We start from the raw sequence: 16,571 nt of genomic DNA on the forward strand, positions 1-16,571 counted from the left end.
GTAAAGGAAGGTGATTGAATATGGTTCAGGCTTTAATTATTTTTGTTGCCCAGCTTTTATTTGTACCAGTCTTAACCTTACGTACGATTATGATGGTTAAGGGGATGAAAGAGAAGGCTGCTGCTATGGGTATACTTGAGGGGATTATTTATGTTGGAGCACTTGGACTCGTGTTCAGTGATCTATCCAACTATTTAAATATGGCTTCGTATGCATTGGGCTTTGGTGTTGGACTCTATATCGGAGCAATTATTGAACAAAAGCTCGCGATTGGTTACGTAACAATTGAAGTCAACATTATGCAGCGTAATGAGGAATTAACAAATCGTTTAAGAGTGGTAGGATTCAGTGTTTCGACTGCTGAAGTAGAAGGAATGAATTCTTCTCGTTTTAGACTAGATTGCACAGCTCGGAGAGATCGTGAGCGAGAGTTTATTGAAATTGTAAATGCTTATGAGCCAAGTGCGTTTATCGTTTCCTTTGAACCGCGTAATTTTAAAGGCGGTTACATTACAAAAGCGATGAAAAAGCGTAAAGAAAAATTCTTGAAGAAGAAAATGAGTGCATAATATAAATGATAGAGGAAGACATAAGGGGAACCTTATGTTTTTTTCTTTGTGTAAATAAGAATGATTTTGATTTATGAGGTAATTTATGATATTTTTGTAGAAAAGGAGAGAAGGAGACAGGTCAATGAAACAAATTCCTGCATATGTGTTAACGGGATTCCTTGGCAGCGGAAAAACCACTGTCCTGCAGCGTATGATCCAATCAGCTAAAGATGACGGCTTAAGACCAATTATTGTCTTGAATGAGCTAGGTGAAACGAATGTAGAACGTCATTTATTTACTGATGTTGAAATGGTTGAATTATTGAATGGATGCATTTGTTGTACGATTCAAGAAGATATGAGAACCGAACTAGAGGAGCTTTTGCGCTCAGACGATCCAGGAGATATATTATTTATAGAAGGGACAGGCATTGCTAATCCCCAAGAAATAATGGAAGCACTCACACACCCGCATTTAGTTGAGGCCGTTCAATTACAGTCGATTATAAGTGTATTAGATACTAGTAAATTTCTCGAGTATCAAAGCCGGTTTCAAAGTTCTAAAGAAGTAAGACAGTTATTAAATCAACAGGTTGAGTTTGCCTCATTACTCTTATTTAATAAGATGGATTTAACAGACGGCCGTACGCTTAACAAAGTTAAAAAGAAAGTTGAAGTTTTGAAGCAGAAAAACACTCCTATTATTGAAACTGAGATGGGAAATGTAGATCGTACTGAGTTGTTCGCCTCAAGATTTAAGTGGGAATTAGAGGAGTCTGAAAAAAGTCAAAACAACCATCACCATCACCATCAACATACTTTCCAAGCCGTTCGAGTAAAAGATGTGCCGAATATAGAGAGGGTAGCTTTTGAGAAGTGGCTGAAGAAAAATGATGAGCTGATCATTCGAGCGAAAGGAGTAGTTCGCTTAACTGAAACACCAAGACTCTTTCACTTTCAATATGCATCCAAGACTTTGCAGTTAACGCCTGCTGATGAGGAAGATGAGCCTGTTATCATTTTGATTGGCACAGGATTTCAGAAAGAAGAGTTATTGGATTCCATAAAAGCAGAAGTGTTAATGAAAGGATGAGAAGAAGCGTAGTGATTGCACTACGCTTCTTTACGTTCTATACATGGACGGATTCGTTTTGGAGTGCTTGCAATCGATCTTTAAAATCTCCTCTAATAAGTCCTTTTTCGGTAATAATTCCGCTAATAAGTTCATTAGGTACAACATCAAAAGCAGGGTTAAATACCTTAGTGCCATCAGGTGCAAGCGCCACACCTTGAAGGTGAGTCACTTCCTCAGCAGCTCGTTCTTCAATAGGTATATCTTCCCCGGATACAGTGTTAAGGTCAATGGTTGAAAAAGGTGCTGCTACATAAAAAGGAATATCATGGGCTTTAGCCAAGATGGCAAGACCGTATGTACCTATCTTATTTGCAGTATCTCCATTAGCGGCTATTCGATCCGCTCCAACCATCACCGCAGTAATGTTTTTTGTCTTTAATACATGAGCAGCCATACTGTCAGTAATTAAGGTTACATCAATACCTAGCTGCTGCAATTCCCAAGCCGTTAGTCTTGCACCTTGTAAAACGGGTCTTGTCTCACACGCATAAGCGTTTAATTCTATATCTCTTTCTTTTGCGAGATAAAAAGGAGCCAGAGCTGTACCGTATTGCGCTGTTGCGATCCCTCCAGCATTACAGATCGTTAGTACTGTATCTCCATCTTCCAAGAGCTCTAGACCAAATTCTCCAATTTTTCTACACGTATTCCTATCTTCCTCTTGGATCGCTAGTGCCTCTAATACACACCGCTCTTTAGCTTCCTCGACACTTTTAGCTTGAATAGCTGCTTCAATCACTCGGTCTGTGGCCCAAAATAAATTAACAGCAGTAGGGCGGCTTGTGGCAAGATAATCTCGTTTGGCCTCGAGCTCATCTAAAAAGAGTTCAAGTTGATTAGATTGCTTTCCTTCGCTCCATAAAACAAGTCCAAAAGCTGCGGCAATACCAATCGCAGGTGCACCTCTTACTTTAAGAAACGTGATGGCCTCCCAAACTTCCTCAATGGAAACGGCATCTATAAAGATCACTTTATGAGGTAATTGTCTTTGGTCTAGGATACGGAGTACGTTTGTTTCTTGATTCCACTCAACAGATTGAATGGTCATTTTAACACATCCTTTGTTTCTTGAATTAATTGATCAATCGTACGAATATTTCGTCTTTTTAGGATAAAGGTGCTTCCTAATTCCAACGCATTTTTCTGAGCGCATAAACGCTTTTGACAATCTGAAATGTTATCAATATCAGCCACATGAGCAAGTCCAATAATCCTTCTAATTAATTCACAGCCAGCAAAGCCAACAGCATCTTCAAAAATGGTAGCTAGCATATAATCGACGTAGCCTTCTGTTTGTATAAAAGCTTCTACATGGTGGTTTTGCCATAGCTTTTTATATTCTTCTTTAAATACTTCTATGGTTTCAATGATAATTAGATACAGGTCAGAATGCTGCTGTTCATCTATAGCCGTTTTTGAGATGGTATTTAACAGTATATTAGCAATAAATAAACCTAAATCAAAGCCAGCAGGACCAAAAAAAGCAAATTCCGGATCAATCACTTTTGTTTCTTCTGCAGTTACAAACACACTCCCTGTGTGGAGATCCCCGTGAATGAGAGCTTCTGATTTTGTAAGAAATGTATATTTGAGTTTGGCAGCTTCTAGCTTAAGCTCTTCGTTTTTCCATAGTTCAATCACAGTATCTTTCAAATGATCTTCGAAGTTATTTGTATCATGATCAAAGAAAGGATCTGTGAACACGAGATCTTCTGTGATTTTACAAAGCTCAGGATTTGTAAATCTAACTGAGATTTCTTTTATCTCTTGCTGGCTTTCACCAAAAGGAGAGGAATGAAAGATCGTTTTTGCTAGATATGTCCCAATATGCCTGCCAAGATTAGGGTAGGTCTCACCATCAATTAGTCCTTTTCTTAAGATAGTATAGTCAGATAAATCTTCCATGATAGTGATAGCTAAGTCATCATCAGTATGTATCACGTTAGGAACCAATGATGGGACAGTTTCTGCAGCTTTTTGTAAGGCTTCTGCTTCAATTTTTGCTCGTCTTAAAGTGAGGGGCCAGCTTTCCCCTACCACTTTTGCATAAGGTAGTGCTTGTTTGATAATGAGAGATTGTCCGCTTAGTGAGTCGCTCAAGTGAAATACATAATTAAGATTACCATCACCAATCTCTTTGCATAGAAGAAGAGAAGGTGCAGGGAAGAGGCCGAGCTTCTGATTAAGCTTTTCGATGTAGGCGATAGCCGTTTCTTCTGTTAATGGTTCATAACTTGCCGTGGCAATGCTTGTACTCATTAGATCATCTCCTAAAATAATAAAAATAAAAAACCTCTTTTCTGATCGAAAAGAGGTGGATGTATGATCGCATCTCTCTTATCTCTCAGACAAAGTCTGTTGGATGTAGCACCGTGCCTTTGGTTGATTCAAAACATTTGATTCAAAACATTTGATTCAAACCTATTGATTTAAACCTATTGATTTAAACCAATGAAATCAAACATTAGAAAGGTCGGTTGCTGGGCGTCATAGGGCCAATTCCCTCAGCCTACTCGTAATAAGAGTGGAATATGAAGTTTTTGGAAAATTGTAAGATCACTTGATGAAAACTATAAAACAAGTAACTCCATTTCGTCAATATTTTTTTAAAATAAATAATTTTCAAATTTGAATAAAATAATTATTGACAAGTTAACTTAGTAGCTGTCATGATAGTAACAATAAATTGATTGTTCAGTTTATTTGGCTGGAATTTTTAAAATTTAAGTAAGTTTAATTATAATTTTATACCAATCTCTTATCAAGAGCAGGCGGAGGGACAAGCCCAGTGAAGCCCGGCAACCGGTTTGAAAAACACGGTGCTAATTCTTGCAGCGATTATTAGCTGATAGATAAGAGGGAGCTTAAACTATACAAACCTCTCCCTCTTTAGGAAGAGGTTTTTTTGTTTACTATTCATGCAGGGGGTCTAAAAATGACAGTTATCGCTCAGTATTTAGTTCATGATCAAAATGGTGAATTTGAAAAAAAAGCAGAAAAAATTGCAATAGGATTAACGGTTGGTTCATGGACGGATCTGCCAGAACTTGAAAAAGCACAACTGCTTGCTCATAAAGGTGAGGTTGTTGAAGTGAGGGAAATTGAGGAATCGGCAGATGGAGTCAGAAGAGGGTTAATTAGTATTTCTTTTCCTGCTGCTAACTACAGCTTTGATCTGCCGGCTATTCTTACAACGACCTTTGGCAAACTATCTTTAGATGGCTCAATCAAACTGATCGATCTACATTTCAGCAATGAAATTCAACGCCATTTCAAAGGACCGCGTTTTGGTATTCAAGGGGTGAGAGAATTAACAGGTGCTTATGATCGTCCATTGGTGATGAGTATATTTAAGGCAGCTATTGGAAGGTCACTCGACTCGCTTCATGAGCAAATGCTTCATCAAGCGTTAGGCGGGGTTGATTTAGTGAAAGACGATGAAATTCTATTTGAAAATGAATTAACTCCACTTGAACAAAGAGTTCCGGTTGGGCTTGCGGCGATTGCTGAAGCAGCAGAAGAAACTGGAAATCGGCCTTTATATGCTGTGAATTTAACGGGAAAGACATTTGAGTTGAAAGAGCGGGCAAAAACAGCGATTGAACTCGGAGCACCGGCCTTACTGTTTAACGTATTTACATACGGACTCGATGTTCTTCAAGGGTTAAGAGAAGACCCGGAAATTGATGTGCCGATCTTAGCACATCCAGCCTTTTCAGGGGCTATAACCTCTTCTACTAGATACGGGGTGAGCAATCCATTACTTTTAGGGAAATTACTACGTATGGTTGGTGCAGACCTAGTCTTATTCCCGTCACCTTATGGCAGTGTAGCGATGCCTAAACAAGAAACATTACAAATCGCTCAAGCTTTGCGAACAGCAGATGAGCCATACGCGCAAGCATTTCCTGTCCCATCAGCAGGCATTCACCCAGGTATGACAGCGCAATTAATTGAAGATTTTGGAATTGATACTGTCATTAATGCAGGCGGAGGCATTCATGGTCATCCAGATGGAGCGAGCGCAGGCGGTGCGGCTTTTAGAGAAGCTATAGATGGTGTTCTTTCTGGCCAGACATTAGAAGAGAAGGCGGAATCAAGTTTAAACTTGAGAAAGGCACTAGATACGTGGGGGCTCGTAAAAGTATGAAGAAACCGATTATTTTCTGTGACTTTGACGGGACCATTACAGAATCAGACAACATTATTGCTCTAATGAAGCAGTTTGCCCCTCCTGAATGGGAAGAGATCAAAGATCAGATTTTAAATCAAACCATTACGATACAAGAAGGTGTCGGGAAATTATTCTCCTATATTCCCTCTTCTAAAAAGCAAGACATGCTTGAGTTTCTCAGGGAGAACGCACACTATCGGGATGGTTTTGCTTCCCTGTTAACTTATGCGAATGAAAACGATATCCCGTTTTACATAGTGAGCGGAGGCGTTGATTTTTTTGTTTATCCAATGCTTGCAGAATTTGATGTGCCTTTAGAGCAGATCTATTGTAATAAAGCCGATTTTTCAGGTGAGAAAATCCTGATTAAATGGCCGCATTCTTGTGATACGCATTGCAATAATGGGTGCGGCTGCTGCAAACCAAGTATTATACGATCATTCGATGAGACATTGCATGAGTGTATTGTCATTGGCGATTCAATAACTGATCTTGAAGCAGCAAAGTTAGCAGACTTAGTTTTTGCGCGAGACTATCTAAAGGAAAAATGCGAGGAATTAAATATTACCTATCAGCCTTTTGAAAATTTTCATCAGATTACGAATTACTTAGAAGGGAGGAAGTCAGTTTGTCGATAGATAAGTGGAACGAATTAGCTGATATTAAAGATGAATTAGCTGCTCGTGATTGGTTTCCTGGAACAAGCGGCAACCTTTCAATAAAGGTGGATAATGAGCCGTTATCTTTTTATGTGACAGCTAGCGGAGTAGATAAGCGTAAACGAACGGAAAAAGATTTTTTGTTAGTGGATCAATGTGGTCAATCTATCGAACAAACATCCTTAAAACCTTCTGCAGAAACGCTCCTTCATGCACAAGTATACCGGTTAACGGACGCTGGCTGCTCGCTGCATGTGCATACAATTTATAATAATTTAATTTCAGATATGTACGGTGATACAGGGGCCGTAACGTTTAGAGGCAATGAATTAATTAAAGCATTCAATATTTGGGAAGAGGACGGGGAATTAACAATCCCTATTGTTCGTAATTTTGCAGATATCCCTAAACTTAGCCAAGCTGTTGCTGATGTTATTAAACGAGAAACGAAAGCTGTTTTAATTAGAAATCACGGAATCACTGTCTGGGGGCGTGACGGCCTAGAAGCTAAAAAGCATCTGGAAGCACTTGAATTTTTGTTCAGCTTTCATGTGAAGCAGCTTCTTCTCACACAACAAGTACAAGCGATTAAGGGAGGAATGAACTATGGCAACATTGAGATTTCATGATACGAACGAGAGACTAGAAGGAGGAAGGGTAGAAGCATATTTAAATGATCAAGGTGTTATCTATGAAAGCTGGTCAACAGATAAACTACCGTCTCACTTAGTTGAAAAGTATACATTATCAGAGGCTGAGAAAGAAGAAATTCTAGAAGTTTATGCAAATGAAATTGCTGATATTTCAGAGAGAAGAGGCTATCTAACTGCAGATGTAATCTCACTGTCTTCTGCTACGCCCAAGCTTGAAGATTTACTTAAAAACTTTAAGCAAGAACACCATCATACTGATGACGAAGTGCGATATATTGTGAGCGGACATGGGATATTTGCAATTGAGGGGAAAGATGGCCGTTTCTTTGATGTAGAGTTAGAACCGGGCGATTTAATTTCTGTACCTGAAAATTATCGTCACTATTTCACACTGCAAGAAGATCGTCAAGTCGTAGCCATTCGCATTTTTAAAACAAAAGAAGGATGGGTGCCAGTATATGATCGAAAAGAGGAAGTAAAATAAAAAAGCTGGGACGGAAGTATTTAACTGAGAGCAAACAAAATGCTAATTTATCTGAAGCATAGTATGAAGCGGAGTGATGAAAAAACTTTACTCCTTTGGCGTTATTGTTTGCAAGGCTCATCAAATGCTTTGTCCCCTTTTCTTTTTTTAATAGAGGCGCTGTGTGTAGCTTTCTTCGAGCTGCTGCTGAATTGTTTCTGTGTCACGATTCAATGTCTTTGCATGACTTGATAAAATAGAGGCTGGATTTGGAAGTTCATTATCATACGAAGTTGAATCCCATAAGTTTGAACGAATAAAAGCTTTGGCACAGTGTATGAAGCACTCTTCTACCTCAACGACTATTCCTAAAATGGGGATTTTCCCTTTCACACTCATTGATTCTAATAAATTTTGATCATTTGTTACTCTAGCCTTCCCGTTGATTCGAAGGGTTTCATTAAGTCCAGGAATAATACATAACAAGCCTATCTGAGAATTCTGAAGAATGTTTTTGATGGAATCAAGCCGCTTATTGCCTGGTCTCTCAGGAATAATCAATGTTTTTGAATCAAGGATGGATACAAAGCCCGGAGCATCTCCTCGTGGTGAGGCGTCACATAAACCAGCTGCGTTGGCTGAAGATATTACGACAAAGGGAGATTTAGATAGAAACTCGCTCACATGCCGATCAATATGATCAATAACTTTTCGCTTAGCTAAAAGACTAGGCTCCCCAAGCATATTTAAAAGTTCATTTTCTGTATTAATAAAAGAATAATCAGACAAATTCATAGGTTAAAGCTCCTTTGGTTGATTTTACTATTTTTATCATACTAACTTCCTTGTCGTTCGTAAATGCTTTAATGCTTATTTCTGATGTTTATGAAAAACTGAATTAGGGAAAAGATTTATTGAGATAGTAAAAGGAGTGAATGAAATGAATATACTAGTAGTTGGAGCAAATGGAAATGTAGCAAAGCAAGCTATAAAAGAATTAAGCAAAAGTGATCATAAGGCTGCAGCGATGATTAGAGATGACAAACAGACAGAATCACTTATGGATGCAGGCGCAGACAGAGTGGTCATTGCTGATTTAGAGGAAAATATCGATCATGCCTTTGACGGGATAGATGCTGTCATCTTTGCAGCTGGTTCCGGAGGTCATACCGGGGCAGATAAAACGATTTTAATTGACATGTGGGGTGCGATGAAAGCAGTAGATGCTGCGAAAAAACATAAGGTCGACCGCTTTGTGCTGCTTAGCTCAATGGGGACTGTTGACCCTGATAAGAGCGATCGCATCAAACATTACCTTGTTGCTAAAAAAATAGCAGACGATCATTTAAAACAATCAGGTTTAAATTATACAATTGTACGACCAGGCACTCTCACAGATGATGAGGCTCTTGGAAAAATTAAACTAGAGCAGGAAATTGAAGTGCGCGATACGACGATTACTAGAGCAGATGTTGCTAAGGTCTTAGCTGAGGTTGTGGATCGGGTGAATACCTATGGTAAAACGTTTGAAATTTTAAATGGTGATACACCAATTAATGATGCTCTAGATCGTGTGTAAAAAGGAATCTTTAGGTGAGTGAACAATATTTGTTCACTCACCTTTTTTATTTTTCCTCATACACATAGGGTGAGGTGAGGGCTATGACAGGAAGTGCATTTCTCTTTTATGAGATGCTTGGGCTGTTAGTTATCGGATTCATAGGCTTTACAGCGCGGAAGGTGAGAATTCTGCCAGTTGAAGCAAATAGGGTTTTGACCCAAGTGATTTTATACATTACTCTTCCTTCTTTGATTCTTTATGCTATGGACATTAACTTATCAACTGAAATCATGTTTGAACTCCTATGGTTAATAGGTTTATCGATATATGCTATGGCAGTTGCCATCTTAGTAGGAAGAGGAATGCGAAGGAGTGCGACATTACCTGAGAATAAGCAAGGTGTGTATGAAGGGTTAATTGTATTTGGAAATCAAGGATTCATCGGATACGCTGTTACTTTTTATTTGTTTGGAGAAATAGGGGTGTTATATACAGCTATTTTTATGATATTTTATCTATTTTTAATCTGGTCGTATGCCATCTACTTAGTGGCGAGAAACTATCAAAAAATTAACCTATCCTTATTATTCTGGAATCCTGGTATAATCGCTACTACTCTTGGATTGGTCATAATGCTAATGCCTTTTGGCTGGCCTTCTCCTGTATCCTCTTTGCTTTTAACACTAGGAGAATTGACAATGCCCTTATCAATGTTATTGATAGGCAGCTTATTAGCTGGTTTGACGGCTTCTGCTTGCCGGCAATTAATGACATCGAAGTATGTGTGGCTTGCCGTGCTGGCAAAATTAGTTGTCATTCCTGTTTTTCTTTTACCTTTTATCTATTTGCCTGTTTCTATGACTGTTATCGGTGTAGCCATCCTTGTCACTGCAACACCCTCTGCACCAACCATTACAATGTATGCAGAGAAATATGGAGGCGATACTAAGTTTGCGGCAGTTATAGTGGCAGCGGGGACAATTCTTTGTGTGCTAACAATTCCGTTATTGTACAGCTTGATCGTATGGCTTTCATAATATAGTTAGTTTTAGAAACGTTAAAACGAAGAAGGAGCTGCCCCAGCAGGACAGCTCCTTTTAAATGTTCTCTATTCAAGTTCCATAATGAAGTTAGCATCAAAATAGAAGAAGATGAAGATGGCAGCAACAAAGCAATAAATCGCAAAGTAAATAAGTTTGCTGCGTTTTAGGAACTCAATCAGCCATACAATACCTAGCCATGAGAAAATGAATGTAGCGATGAAAGCAACGACTAATGCCAGGACCCCTGTTTCAGCAACTAGTGTGCCGTCTGTAAAATCACCAATAGCCAATACTGTTGATCCTAGGATTACAGGAATAGATAAAAGGAACGAGTAGCGTACAGCCGTTTCTTTATTTAATCCTGCAAATAACCCTGTAATTAGAGTCGCTCCAGACCTTGAGATCCCAGGAATAACAGCAAGTGTCTGTCCTAAACCAACAATAACCGCATCGACAAATGTCATGTCTTTTTCTGTTCGATTTCCGTGTTTAACAAAACGTTCAATAATAATCAAGAAGATTCCTGTTGTAGCAAGAGCTAATGCAATAAAAGGGGGGGTTTTTAAAACACTGCCAATTGAATCCTCTAGTAATACGCCTAACACACCTGTAATTCCAGTTGCTACGATAATATAGAGTCCAAATAAAAATTGCACTCGGTTTTCTTTTGAGCGATTCCCAAAAAATGAGAAGAATCCAATAATGACTTCAACGATATCTTTTCTAAAATAGAGGACGACCGCTAAGATGGAAGCTAAATGTAAAAAGATCTCGAATGCGAAACCAGGAAAAGAGTAATTAAAAACCATTTGTGTAATGATAATATGAGCCGTACTTGATATAGGAAGAAATTCAGTAATTCCCTGAACAATTCCAAAAATGATTGCTTCAATTATTGACATAGTAGGTTCCTTCCTTTTTATGAATAGTTATTTTTTATTGGGTAATAACTGCTTCATTCTAGCAAACTTTTCATTTTTAGAAAAGAGTATTTAGTAGAAATACATCGTACGTTCACTTTATTGTTTATTGCGGCTTCGTTTTTTAAATTCTATAATGTAGGGAGAAAATAGAGTAAGTGATTTTAGAATGGATGTGTAAAAATGAAACGGAAAAGAACCTTTTTGGTTTTAGCTATAGCGTGTATTTTAGCAGTTGTGACGGTTGTAACAATGGATAGGCAAGAGGTAGGTAATGAAGTCGGGATGGTTGCTGAAGATTTTGAGCTTCCAACTTATCAAGGCGGTCAAGAATCATTTAATCAGTACGAGGGTCAAGTTGTGATCCTTAATATGTGGGCCTCATGGTGTGAGCCTTGCCGTGATGAAATGCCAGATTTTATGGAACTACAGCAAGATTATCATCAAGAGGGTTTAGACATAGTGACTGTAAATATGCAGACGTATGAACGAACGCTAAATGATGCCCCCGAATTTATAGAAGAAATGAATCTCACACTTCCTGTTTTCTTTGATGAAGACGGGGTTGTATCAGATCGTTACGGAATAAGAGTTCTGCCGACGACTTTTGTTATTGACCGTGAAGGAGTCATTGCCCATGTGATTCCTGGTGAAGTGAATTATGAAAGATTAGAAGAATTGATTAAACCATTATTATAAGTGGATCTAGTGTAAGTCGAGCCTATGCTCGGCTTTTTGTGTTGGAGAAGAGGAATTAGTAATTTATGAATAATTTGGAAGGGAAACTTCATACTAAGAGCAAAGAAAAAGAACGGAGCTGAAGTGAGATGTTTGCAGAAGTGCGAGATCAGATCAAAGCTATTGTGTTTGAAGATAATCATATACAGATTTTGCAGACATCTCGCACACAACAAGCTGTTTTATACAAAGCGCTGACAAAAAAAGGCCGGATAGGAGATACAGTTTTATTAAATACCACAGCGAGCGAATTGAATCTAGGTACAGGAGGATATGATTTTGTTAAATCAGCGGGAGAGAATGCCCAGGGGACTCCTTGTCTAAACAGAGATGACGGTCATATTCTGAAATTACGATATACTCCGATGCAGCATCAAGTCTTATCTGTAGAATCACAGGAAAGTCCATATCATTCATTGTTTCAAACCACGTATTCTCTAGAGAAGAGGCCTGTTTTAGTCGGTGAATTGCATAGTATGATTCCCATCCTCTATGCAGGTTCTAAAGTTTTACACAAAAGGGCTACTGTATGTATTATCATTGATGACCAAGCAGCTTTGCCTCTTATGCTGAGTGAACACATTAGAGCACTTGAAGGAGAAGAGACATTTGTAACCATTACGGTAGGTCAGGCTTTTGGAGGGACATATGAAGCGGTTACTATCCAAACAGCCCTTCAATTTGCTCACAAACACCTTAAAGCAGACATTATTATGATAACTGTCGGTCCTGGAGTTGTAGGCACAGGGAGTTATTACGGATTTACAGGAATGTCTTTGGCGAATTGGTCTAATAATGTGGCGGCTTTAGGGGGGGTTCCTGTATGGATTCCGCGCTTGTCCTTTGCTGATAAAAGGAAGCGGCATAGAGGGATTAGTCATCATACATTAACGCCGCTAATAGAAGCAGTCCTAACGAAGGTAATCTTGCCCCTGCCACTTTTAAATGGAGATAGGCTTGAAATGATTGAAAACCAGCTTTCTATGCTGCAGAAAGCAAAAGTGAGCCCTGAAATAAAGTGGATCGATGAACAGGAAGTACAACAAAAGACAGAGCAAGCTCTTCGTACGTTAGGAAAAGATATTAAGACTATGGGAAGAGGCTATCAAGAAGATCCAGCTTTTTTTTGGGCAGTGGTGGCTGCATTATGGACCAGTCTTAATTTAGGCCGTGAATGAACAGTCTTAACCCAATCTTCTACATACTCAAAATGCTGCATAGATTCTTTCAGCTTGGCGTTAATTTCCCATGCTTTACCTGCTAGAACGATTCCTTGATTGTGTACGTAGACTTTCATATCTCACACATCCTCGAATGATAGATTATATGGTACACTTCTATGTAATAACTATGTCAAAAAGAACCTAGGAGTGAGATCGTTGAATCATCTTTACGAAAAAACAATCAAATCTAACTCGATATACAGCGGCAAGATCATTGACTTGCAAGTGGATGAAGTAGAACTGCCTAACGGCAAAACAAGTAAAAGAGAGATTATTAAACACCCTGGAGCTGTAGCTATTCTTCCTATTACAACAGAAGGAAAGTTGATTTTAGTTAGGCAATTTCGAAAAGCACTTGAAAAAACGATTATTGAAATACCAGCAGGCAAGTTGGACGCGGGGGAAGAGCCTGCTGATTGTGCGAAAAGAGAGCTCGCAGAAGAAACAGGTTATGTAACAGACAATCTTGACTTTTTACTTTCATTTTATACATCGCCTGGATTTGCTGATGAGCTCATTTATATGTATGTGGCTACTGGTCTTACAGCAGGGGAAGTAAGCCGGGATGAAGATGAATTTCTAGATGTGGTCGAGGTAACACTTGAGGAAGCAGTAGAGATGGTGCGAGATGAACGGATACATGATGCCAAAACAGCCTATGCCATTCAATATATGCGGTTAATGAAATATCTTGGTAAATAAGAGGAGCGCTCCTGCTTTGAGAGTAGGAGCGCTTTGGTGTTGTACTAATTAACATAGCACCGAACTTGTTTACGATAGTGCTTGCTCTAAATCATAAATAATATCTTCAACGTTCTCTATTCCTACAGACAGGCGAATTAAGCCATCTGCAATCCCCATTTTTATCCGTTCTTCACGAGGGACGACAGAGTGAGTCATAGAAGCAGGGTGCTGAATCAATGAGTCAACATCCCCTAGGCTGACAGCACATTTAAGTAATTCAAGTTTGTTCATCATGTTAAGTCCAGCTTCAAGTCCTTCTTTTAATTCAAAGCTGATAAGTCCGCCGAAACCGTCCATTTGTCTTTTTGCGAGTTCGTGTTGTGGGAAGCTTTTTAACCCAGGATACATGACATTCGTCACTTTTGGGTGGGATTCTAGGAATTCGGCAACCTTTTGAGCATTTTCAGAGTGCCGGTCCATTCGTACACCTAATGTTTTTATTCCTCTGACAAGTAAAAAGGCATCAAATGGAGCAAGGATTCCGCCAATATCTTTTTGAGTTGTAAATTGAATATGCTCAAGGAATTCTTTTGTACCAACAGCGACACCAGCTACAAGGTCCCCATGTCCACCTAAATATTTTGTAGCACTATGGACAACCACATCACAACCATATTCTAGGGGGCGCTGCAAGTAAGGAGACATAAATGTGTTATCCACTACTGTAGTCACATTATGCTCTTTTCCGATTTGACCTATAAGTGCTAAGTCAATGATTTGCATCGTTGGATTAATCGGGGTTTCAATATAGATAACTTTCGTATTTTCCTTTATTTCACGGAGGATGCTTTCTTTATCTCGCATGTCACATAATGTGTAGTCCACATTAAACTTATCTTTTAAAATCGATAAAAAGCCAAATGTACAACCATAAAGACCTCGTGAGCATAAAATATGATCTCCGGAGCGCACAAGGCCTAGGAGCACAGCTGAAATAGCTGCCATACCAGACGCGAATGCTAATGCTTTTTCTCCTTTCTCAAGAGCTGCGATTTTTTCTTCTAATGCGGTAACTGTCGGGTTTCCAAGTCTTGAATATACATAACCTTCCTCTTCGCCGGCAAACCGCCTCCCGCCTGTCTCTGCACTAGGAAAGACGAAAGTAGACGTTTGGTGAATAGGTAGAGCAAGTGAACCGGTAAGAGGATCTGGTTTGTACCCTTTATGGACAGCTAATGTTTGAAAGCCTTGCTCTCGGTTGGATTCTTTTGATGACATGATATCCCTCTTCTCTTTTTGTAAACGTTTTCATAATAGACGAAAAAAATAGCACTCGTCATGGATGCCCCTCATTATTACTATACTAAAAAAGAGCAAGTTTAAAAAGAAGAAAAAATCTATCATTTTATCTGCAGGCATAGATTGCAGCTTGTCTTCATAGAGTAGAGTAAGAGTGTACAGAGGAGGGATGCGGATGTTTAAGTATGGGGTAAGAGATATGATCTCATTTCACATCCAAGAAAATAGATCGATTTATTTATTCATAACTGTATTATTTTTAATCGGAATTATTTTTGGTGCCATCGTCGTTAATAGCTTGAGTTTGACACAAAAGCATGACTTATATATGTATTTGGGGCAATTTTTTGGACAGGTATCAGAGGGGAACCTAGCACAGTCATCTGCTATTTTCAGTCAAAGCTTCGCTCATTACGCTAAATACTTTGGACTCATGTGGCTGCTTGGACTCTCAGTAATTGGGCTGCCGGTTATACTAATATTGTTATTTTTAAAGGGAGTCGTTGTTGGGTTTACGGTCGGCTTTCTTGTCAATCAAATGGGAATGTCAGGCTTTCTTCTTTCCTTTGTAGCAATCATGCCCCAAAATTTTATCCTTGTACCAGCTTTCTTAATAGCAGGTACCGCAAGTGTAGCTTTTTGTTTGAAAATGATCCGTCATCAATTTTTAAAAAAATCAAGTACGCCTTTCTTTCCGATTTTCATTAAGTATTCTGCATTAATACTATGTGTGGGGGCAGCGCTTGCTGCAGCGTCTGCTGTAGAGGCATATCTTTCACCTTTATTAATGAAGTTTGTACTAACTACTTTTTAATAATTAGTATTAAATAAGAGTGTGTGATTAACTTTAAATAATAATCATTATTGATTGACACTATTTTTTTAGATGATTATAATGATAGGAGGTTAAAGGCTTGGGAGGGACACACATACAATGGAGAAAAGACTAGAAAGAATTAAAAAGCATTTGCACTCACAAAGCTATAAATTAACACCGCAGCGTGAAGCAACCGTTCGTGTGTTACTTGAGCATGAAGAGGATCACTTGAGTGCAGAAGATGTATACCTCCTTGTCAAAGATAAAGCACCGGAAATTGGACTAGCTACGGTATACCGCACGCTAGAATTACTAGCTGAACTTAAAATTGTTGATAAAATTAATTTTGGTGATGGCGTATCGAGATTTGATCTCAGACAAGAAGGAGCCGCTCACTTTCACCATCATTTAGTATGTATAGAATGTGGTGCAGTAGACGAAATTCAAGAAGATTTACTTGGTGATGTGGAAGAGATCGTTGAGCGTGATTGGAACTTTAAAATTAAAGATCATCGTTTGACTTTCCATGGAATTTGTTATCGCTGTAACGATAAAGACGAAACAAGTGAAAATGAACCTTCTAATGAACCTTCTAATGAAGAATCAAATAACGAATAACTAAAGTGCCGTTCACGAGGTGAATGGGCACTT

The 16,571-nt window shown here is 38.8% G+C and carries 19 protein-coding genes and 2 riboswitches; of the genes, 13 read left to right on the top strand and 6 right to left on the bottom strand.

Annotated features, from left to right (window positions below; all coding sequences use genetic code 11):
- The first annotated feature begins 20 nt into the window (after positions 1-20).
- Both PQ478_RS06810 and PQ478_RS06815 read left to right on the top strand, forming a co-directional pair.
- Positions 21-569 (top strand): DUF2179 domain-containing protein, encoded by a 549-nt coding sequence (locus PQ478_RS06810; protein ID WP_289236244.1) that lies wholly within the window; start codon positions 21-23, stop codon positions 567-569.
- Positions 570-693: 124 nt separating this feature from the next.
- Positions 694-1,644, top strand: a complete 951-nt coding sequence (locus PQ478_RS06815; protein WP_289236245.1) for a CobW family GTP-binding protein — start codon at positions 694-696, stop codon at positions 1,642-1,644.
- A 37-nt stretch (positions 1,645-1,681) separates the two neighbouring features.
- On the opposite strand, the gene mtnA is transcribed toward PQ478_RS06815, so the two are convergent.
- The gene (mtnA, locus tag PQ478_RS06820; RefSeq protein ID WP_289236246.1) at positions 1,682-2,734 is read right to left on the bottom strand and encodes an S-methyl-5-thioribose-1-phosphate isomerase; all 1,053 of its coding nucleotides are present in this window, start codon (positions 2,732-2,734) and stop codon (positions 1,682-1,684) included.
- Positions 2,731-3,945 carry an S-methyl-5-thioribose kinase gene (mtnK, locus tag PQ478_RS06825; protein ID WP_289236247.1) on the bottom strand — a complete coding sequence of 405 codons (1,215 nt, stop codon included), beginning with the start codon at positions 3,943-3,945 and terminating at the stop codon, positions 2,731-2,733. The genes mtnA and mtnK overlap by 4 nt, the downstream gene beginning before the upstream one ends.
- A gap of 75 nt (positions 3,946-4,020) precedes the next feature.
- A riboswitch (SAM riboswitch) is annotated at positions 4,021-4,211 on the bottom strand.
- Between the two features lie 230 nt (positions 4,212-4,441).
- A riboswitch (SAM riboswitch) is annotated at positions 4,442-4,545 on the top strand.
- A 76-nt stretch (positions 4,546-4,621) separates the two neighbouring features.
- On the opposite strand from mtnK, the gene PQ478_RS06830 reads away from it, so the two are divergent.
- The 4 genes from PQ478_RS06830 to PQ478_RS06845 are packed head-to-tail and all read left to right on the top strand — an operon-like array spanning position 4,622 to position 7,656.
- Positions 4,622-5,836 (top strand): 2,3-diketo-5-methylthiopentyl-1-phosphate enolase, encoded by a 1,215-nt coding sequence (locus PQ478_RS06830; protein WP_289236248.1) that lies wholly within the window; start codon positions 4,622-4,624, stop codon positions 5,834-5,836.
- The gene (locus PQ478_RS06835) at positions 5,833-6,498 is read left to right on the top strand and encodes a 2-hydroxy-3-keto-5-methylthiopentenyl-1-phosphate phosphatase (protein ID WP_289236249.1); all 666 of its coding nucleotides are present in this window, start codon (positions 5,833-5,835) and stop codon (positions 6,496-6,498) included. Before PQ478_RS06830 ends, PQ478_RS06835 begins: the two co-directional genes overlap by 4 nt.
- Entirely contained in the window at positions 6,489-7,148 is a 660-nt protein-coding gene (locus PQ478_RS06840) for a methylthioribulose 1-phosphate dehydratase (RefSeq protein WP_289236250.1), read from the top strand. The genes PQ478_RS06835 and PQ478_RS06840 overlap by 10 nt, the downstream gene beginning before the upstream one ends.
- Entirely contained in the window at positions 7,126-7,656 is a 531-nt protein-coding gene (locus PQ478_RS06845; protein WP_289236251.1) for a 1,2-dihydroxy-3-keto-5-methylthiopentene dioxygenase, read from the top strand. The genes PQ478_RS06840 and PQ478_RS06845 overlap by 23 nt, the downstream gene beginning before the upstream one ends.
- Positions 7,657-7,803: 147 nt before the next feature.
- On the opposite strand, the gene PQ478_RS06850 is transcribed toward PQ478_RS06845, so the two are convergent.
- Positions 7,804-8,430 carry an MSMEG_1061 family FMN-dependent PPOX-type flavoprotein gene (locus tag PQ478_RS06850; RefSeq protein WP_289236252.1) on the bottom strand — a complete coding sequence of 209 codons (627 nt, stop codon included), beginning with the start codon at positions 8,428-8,430 and terminating at the stop codon, positions 7,804-7,806.
- Positions 8,431-8,575: 145 nt separating this feature from the next.
- On the opposite strand from PQ478_RS06850, the gene PQ478_RS06855 reads away from it, so the two are divergent.
- Both PQ478_RS06855 and PQ478_RS06860 read left to right on the top strand, forming a co-directional pair.
- A complete protein-coding gene (locus tag PQ478_RS06855) occupies positions 8,576-9,214 on the top strand; it encodes an SDR family oxidoreductase (RefSeq protein ID WP_289236253.1) in 639 nt (212 codons plus the stop codon).
- An 83-nt stretch (positions 9,215-9,297) separates the two neighbouring features.
- Positions 9,298-10,233 (top strand): AEC family transporter, encoded by a 936-nt coding sequence (locus PQ478_RS06860; protein ID WP_289236254.1) that lies wholly within the window; start codon positions 9,298-9,300, stop codon positions 10,231-10,233.
- Positions 10,234-10,304: 71 nt separating this feature from the next.
- On the opposite strand, the gene uppP is transcribed toward PQ478_RS06860, so the two are convergent.
- Positions 10,305-11,141, bottom strand: a complete 837-nt coding sequence (uppP, locus tag PQ478_RS06865) for an undecaprenyl-diphosphatase UppP (protein WP_289236255.1) — start codon at positions 11,139-11,141, stop codon at positions 10,305-10,307.
- Between the two features lie 201 nt (positions 11,142-11,342).
- Here uppP and PQ478_RS06870 point away from each other — a divergent pair, with 201 nt between their 5' ends.
- Positions 11,343-11,858: a TlpA disulfide reductase family protein gene (locus PQ478_RS06870; protein ID WP_289236256.1), complete on the top strand. Its 516-nt coding sequence runs from the start codon at positions 11,343-11,345 to the stop codon at positions 11,856-11,858.
- A gap of 128 nt (positions 11,859-11,986) precedes the next feature.
- A complete protein-coding gene (locus PQ478_RS06875; protein WP_289236257.1) occupies positions 11,987-13,075 on the top strand; it encodes a DUF3866 family protein in 1,089 nt (362 codons plus the stop codon).
- Here the strand turns inward: PQ478_RS06875 and mciZ are convergent.
- Positions 13,003-13,194: a Z-ring formation inhibitor MciZ gene (gene mciZ, locus PQ478_RS21980; protein ID WP_075683493.1), complete on the bottom strand. Its 192-nt coding sequence runs from the start codon at positions 13,192-13,194 to the stop codon at positions 13,003-13,005. The two genes, PQ478_RS06875 and mciZ, sit on opposite strands and share 73 nt — an antisense overlap.
- An 82-nt stretch (positions 13,195-13,276) precedes the next feature.
- Here mciZ and PQ478_RS06885 point away from each other — a divergent pair, with 82 nt between their 5' ends.
- The gene (locus tag PQ478_RS06885) at positions 13,277-13,822 is read left to right on the top strand and encodes an NUDIX domain-containing protein (RefSeq protein ID WP_289236258.1); all 546 of its coding nucleotides are present in this window, start codon (positions 13,277-13,279) and stop codon (positions 13,820-13,822) included.
- A 69-nt stretch (positions 13,823-13,891) separates the two neighbouring features.
- On the opposite strand, the gene megL is transcribed toward PQ478_RS06885, so the two are convergent.
- The gene (megL, locus tag PQ478_RS06890; protein WP_012958357.1) at positions 13,892-15,082 is read right to left on the bottom strand and encodes a methionine gamma-lyase; all 1,191 of its coding nucleotides are present in this window, start codon (positions 15,080-15,082) and stop codon (positions 13,892-13,894) included.
- 196 nt (positions 15,083-15,278) lie between these two features.
- Here megL and spoIIM point away from each other — a divergent pair, with 196 nt between their 5' ends.
- Complete coding sequence (gene spoIIM / locus PQ478_RS06895) at positions 15,279-15,917, top strand: stage II sporulation protein M (RefSeq protein ID WP_289236259.1); 639 nt, start codon at positions 15,279-15,281, stop codon at positions 15,915-15,917.
- Positions 15,918-16,037: 120 nt separating this feature from the next.
- Positions 16,038-16,538 carry a ferric iron uptake transcriptional regulator gene (gene fur / locus PQ478_RS06900; protein ID WP_289236260.1) on the top strand — a complete coding sequence of 167 codons (501 nt, stop codon included), beginning with the start codon at positions 16,038-16,040 and terminating at the stop codon, positions 16,536-16,538.
- Positions 16,539-16,571 lie beyond the last annotated feature (33 nt).

The organism is Alkalihalophilus pseudofirmus (assembly GCF_029094545.1).
In the GTDB taxonomy this organism is placed as follows: Bacteria; Bacillota; Bacilli; order Bacillales; family Bacillaceae_D; genus Alkalihalophilus; species Alkalihalophilus pseudofirmus.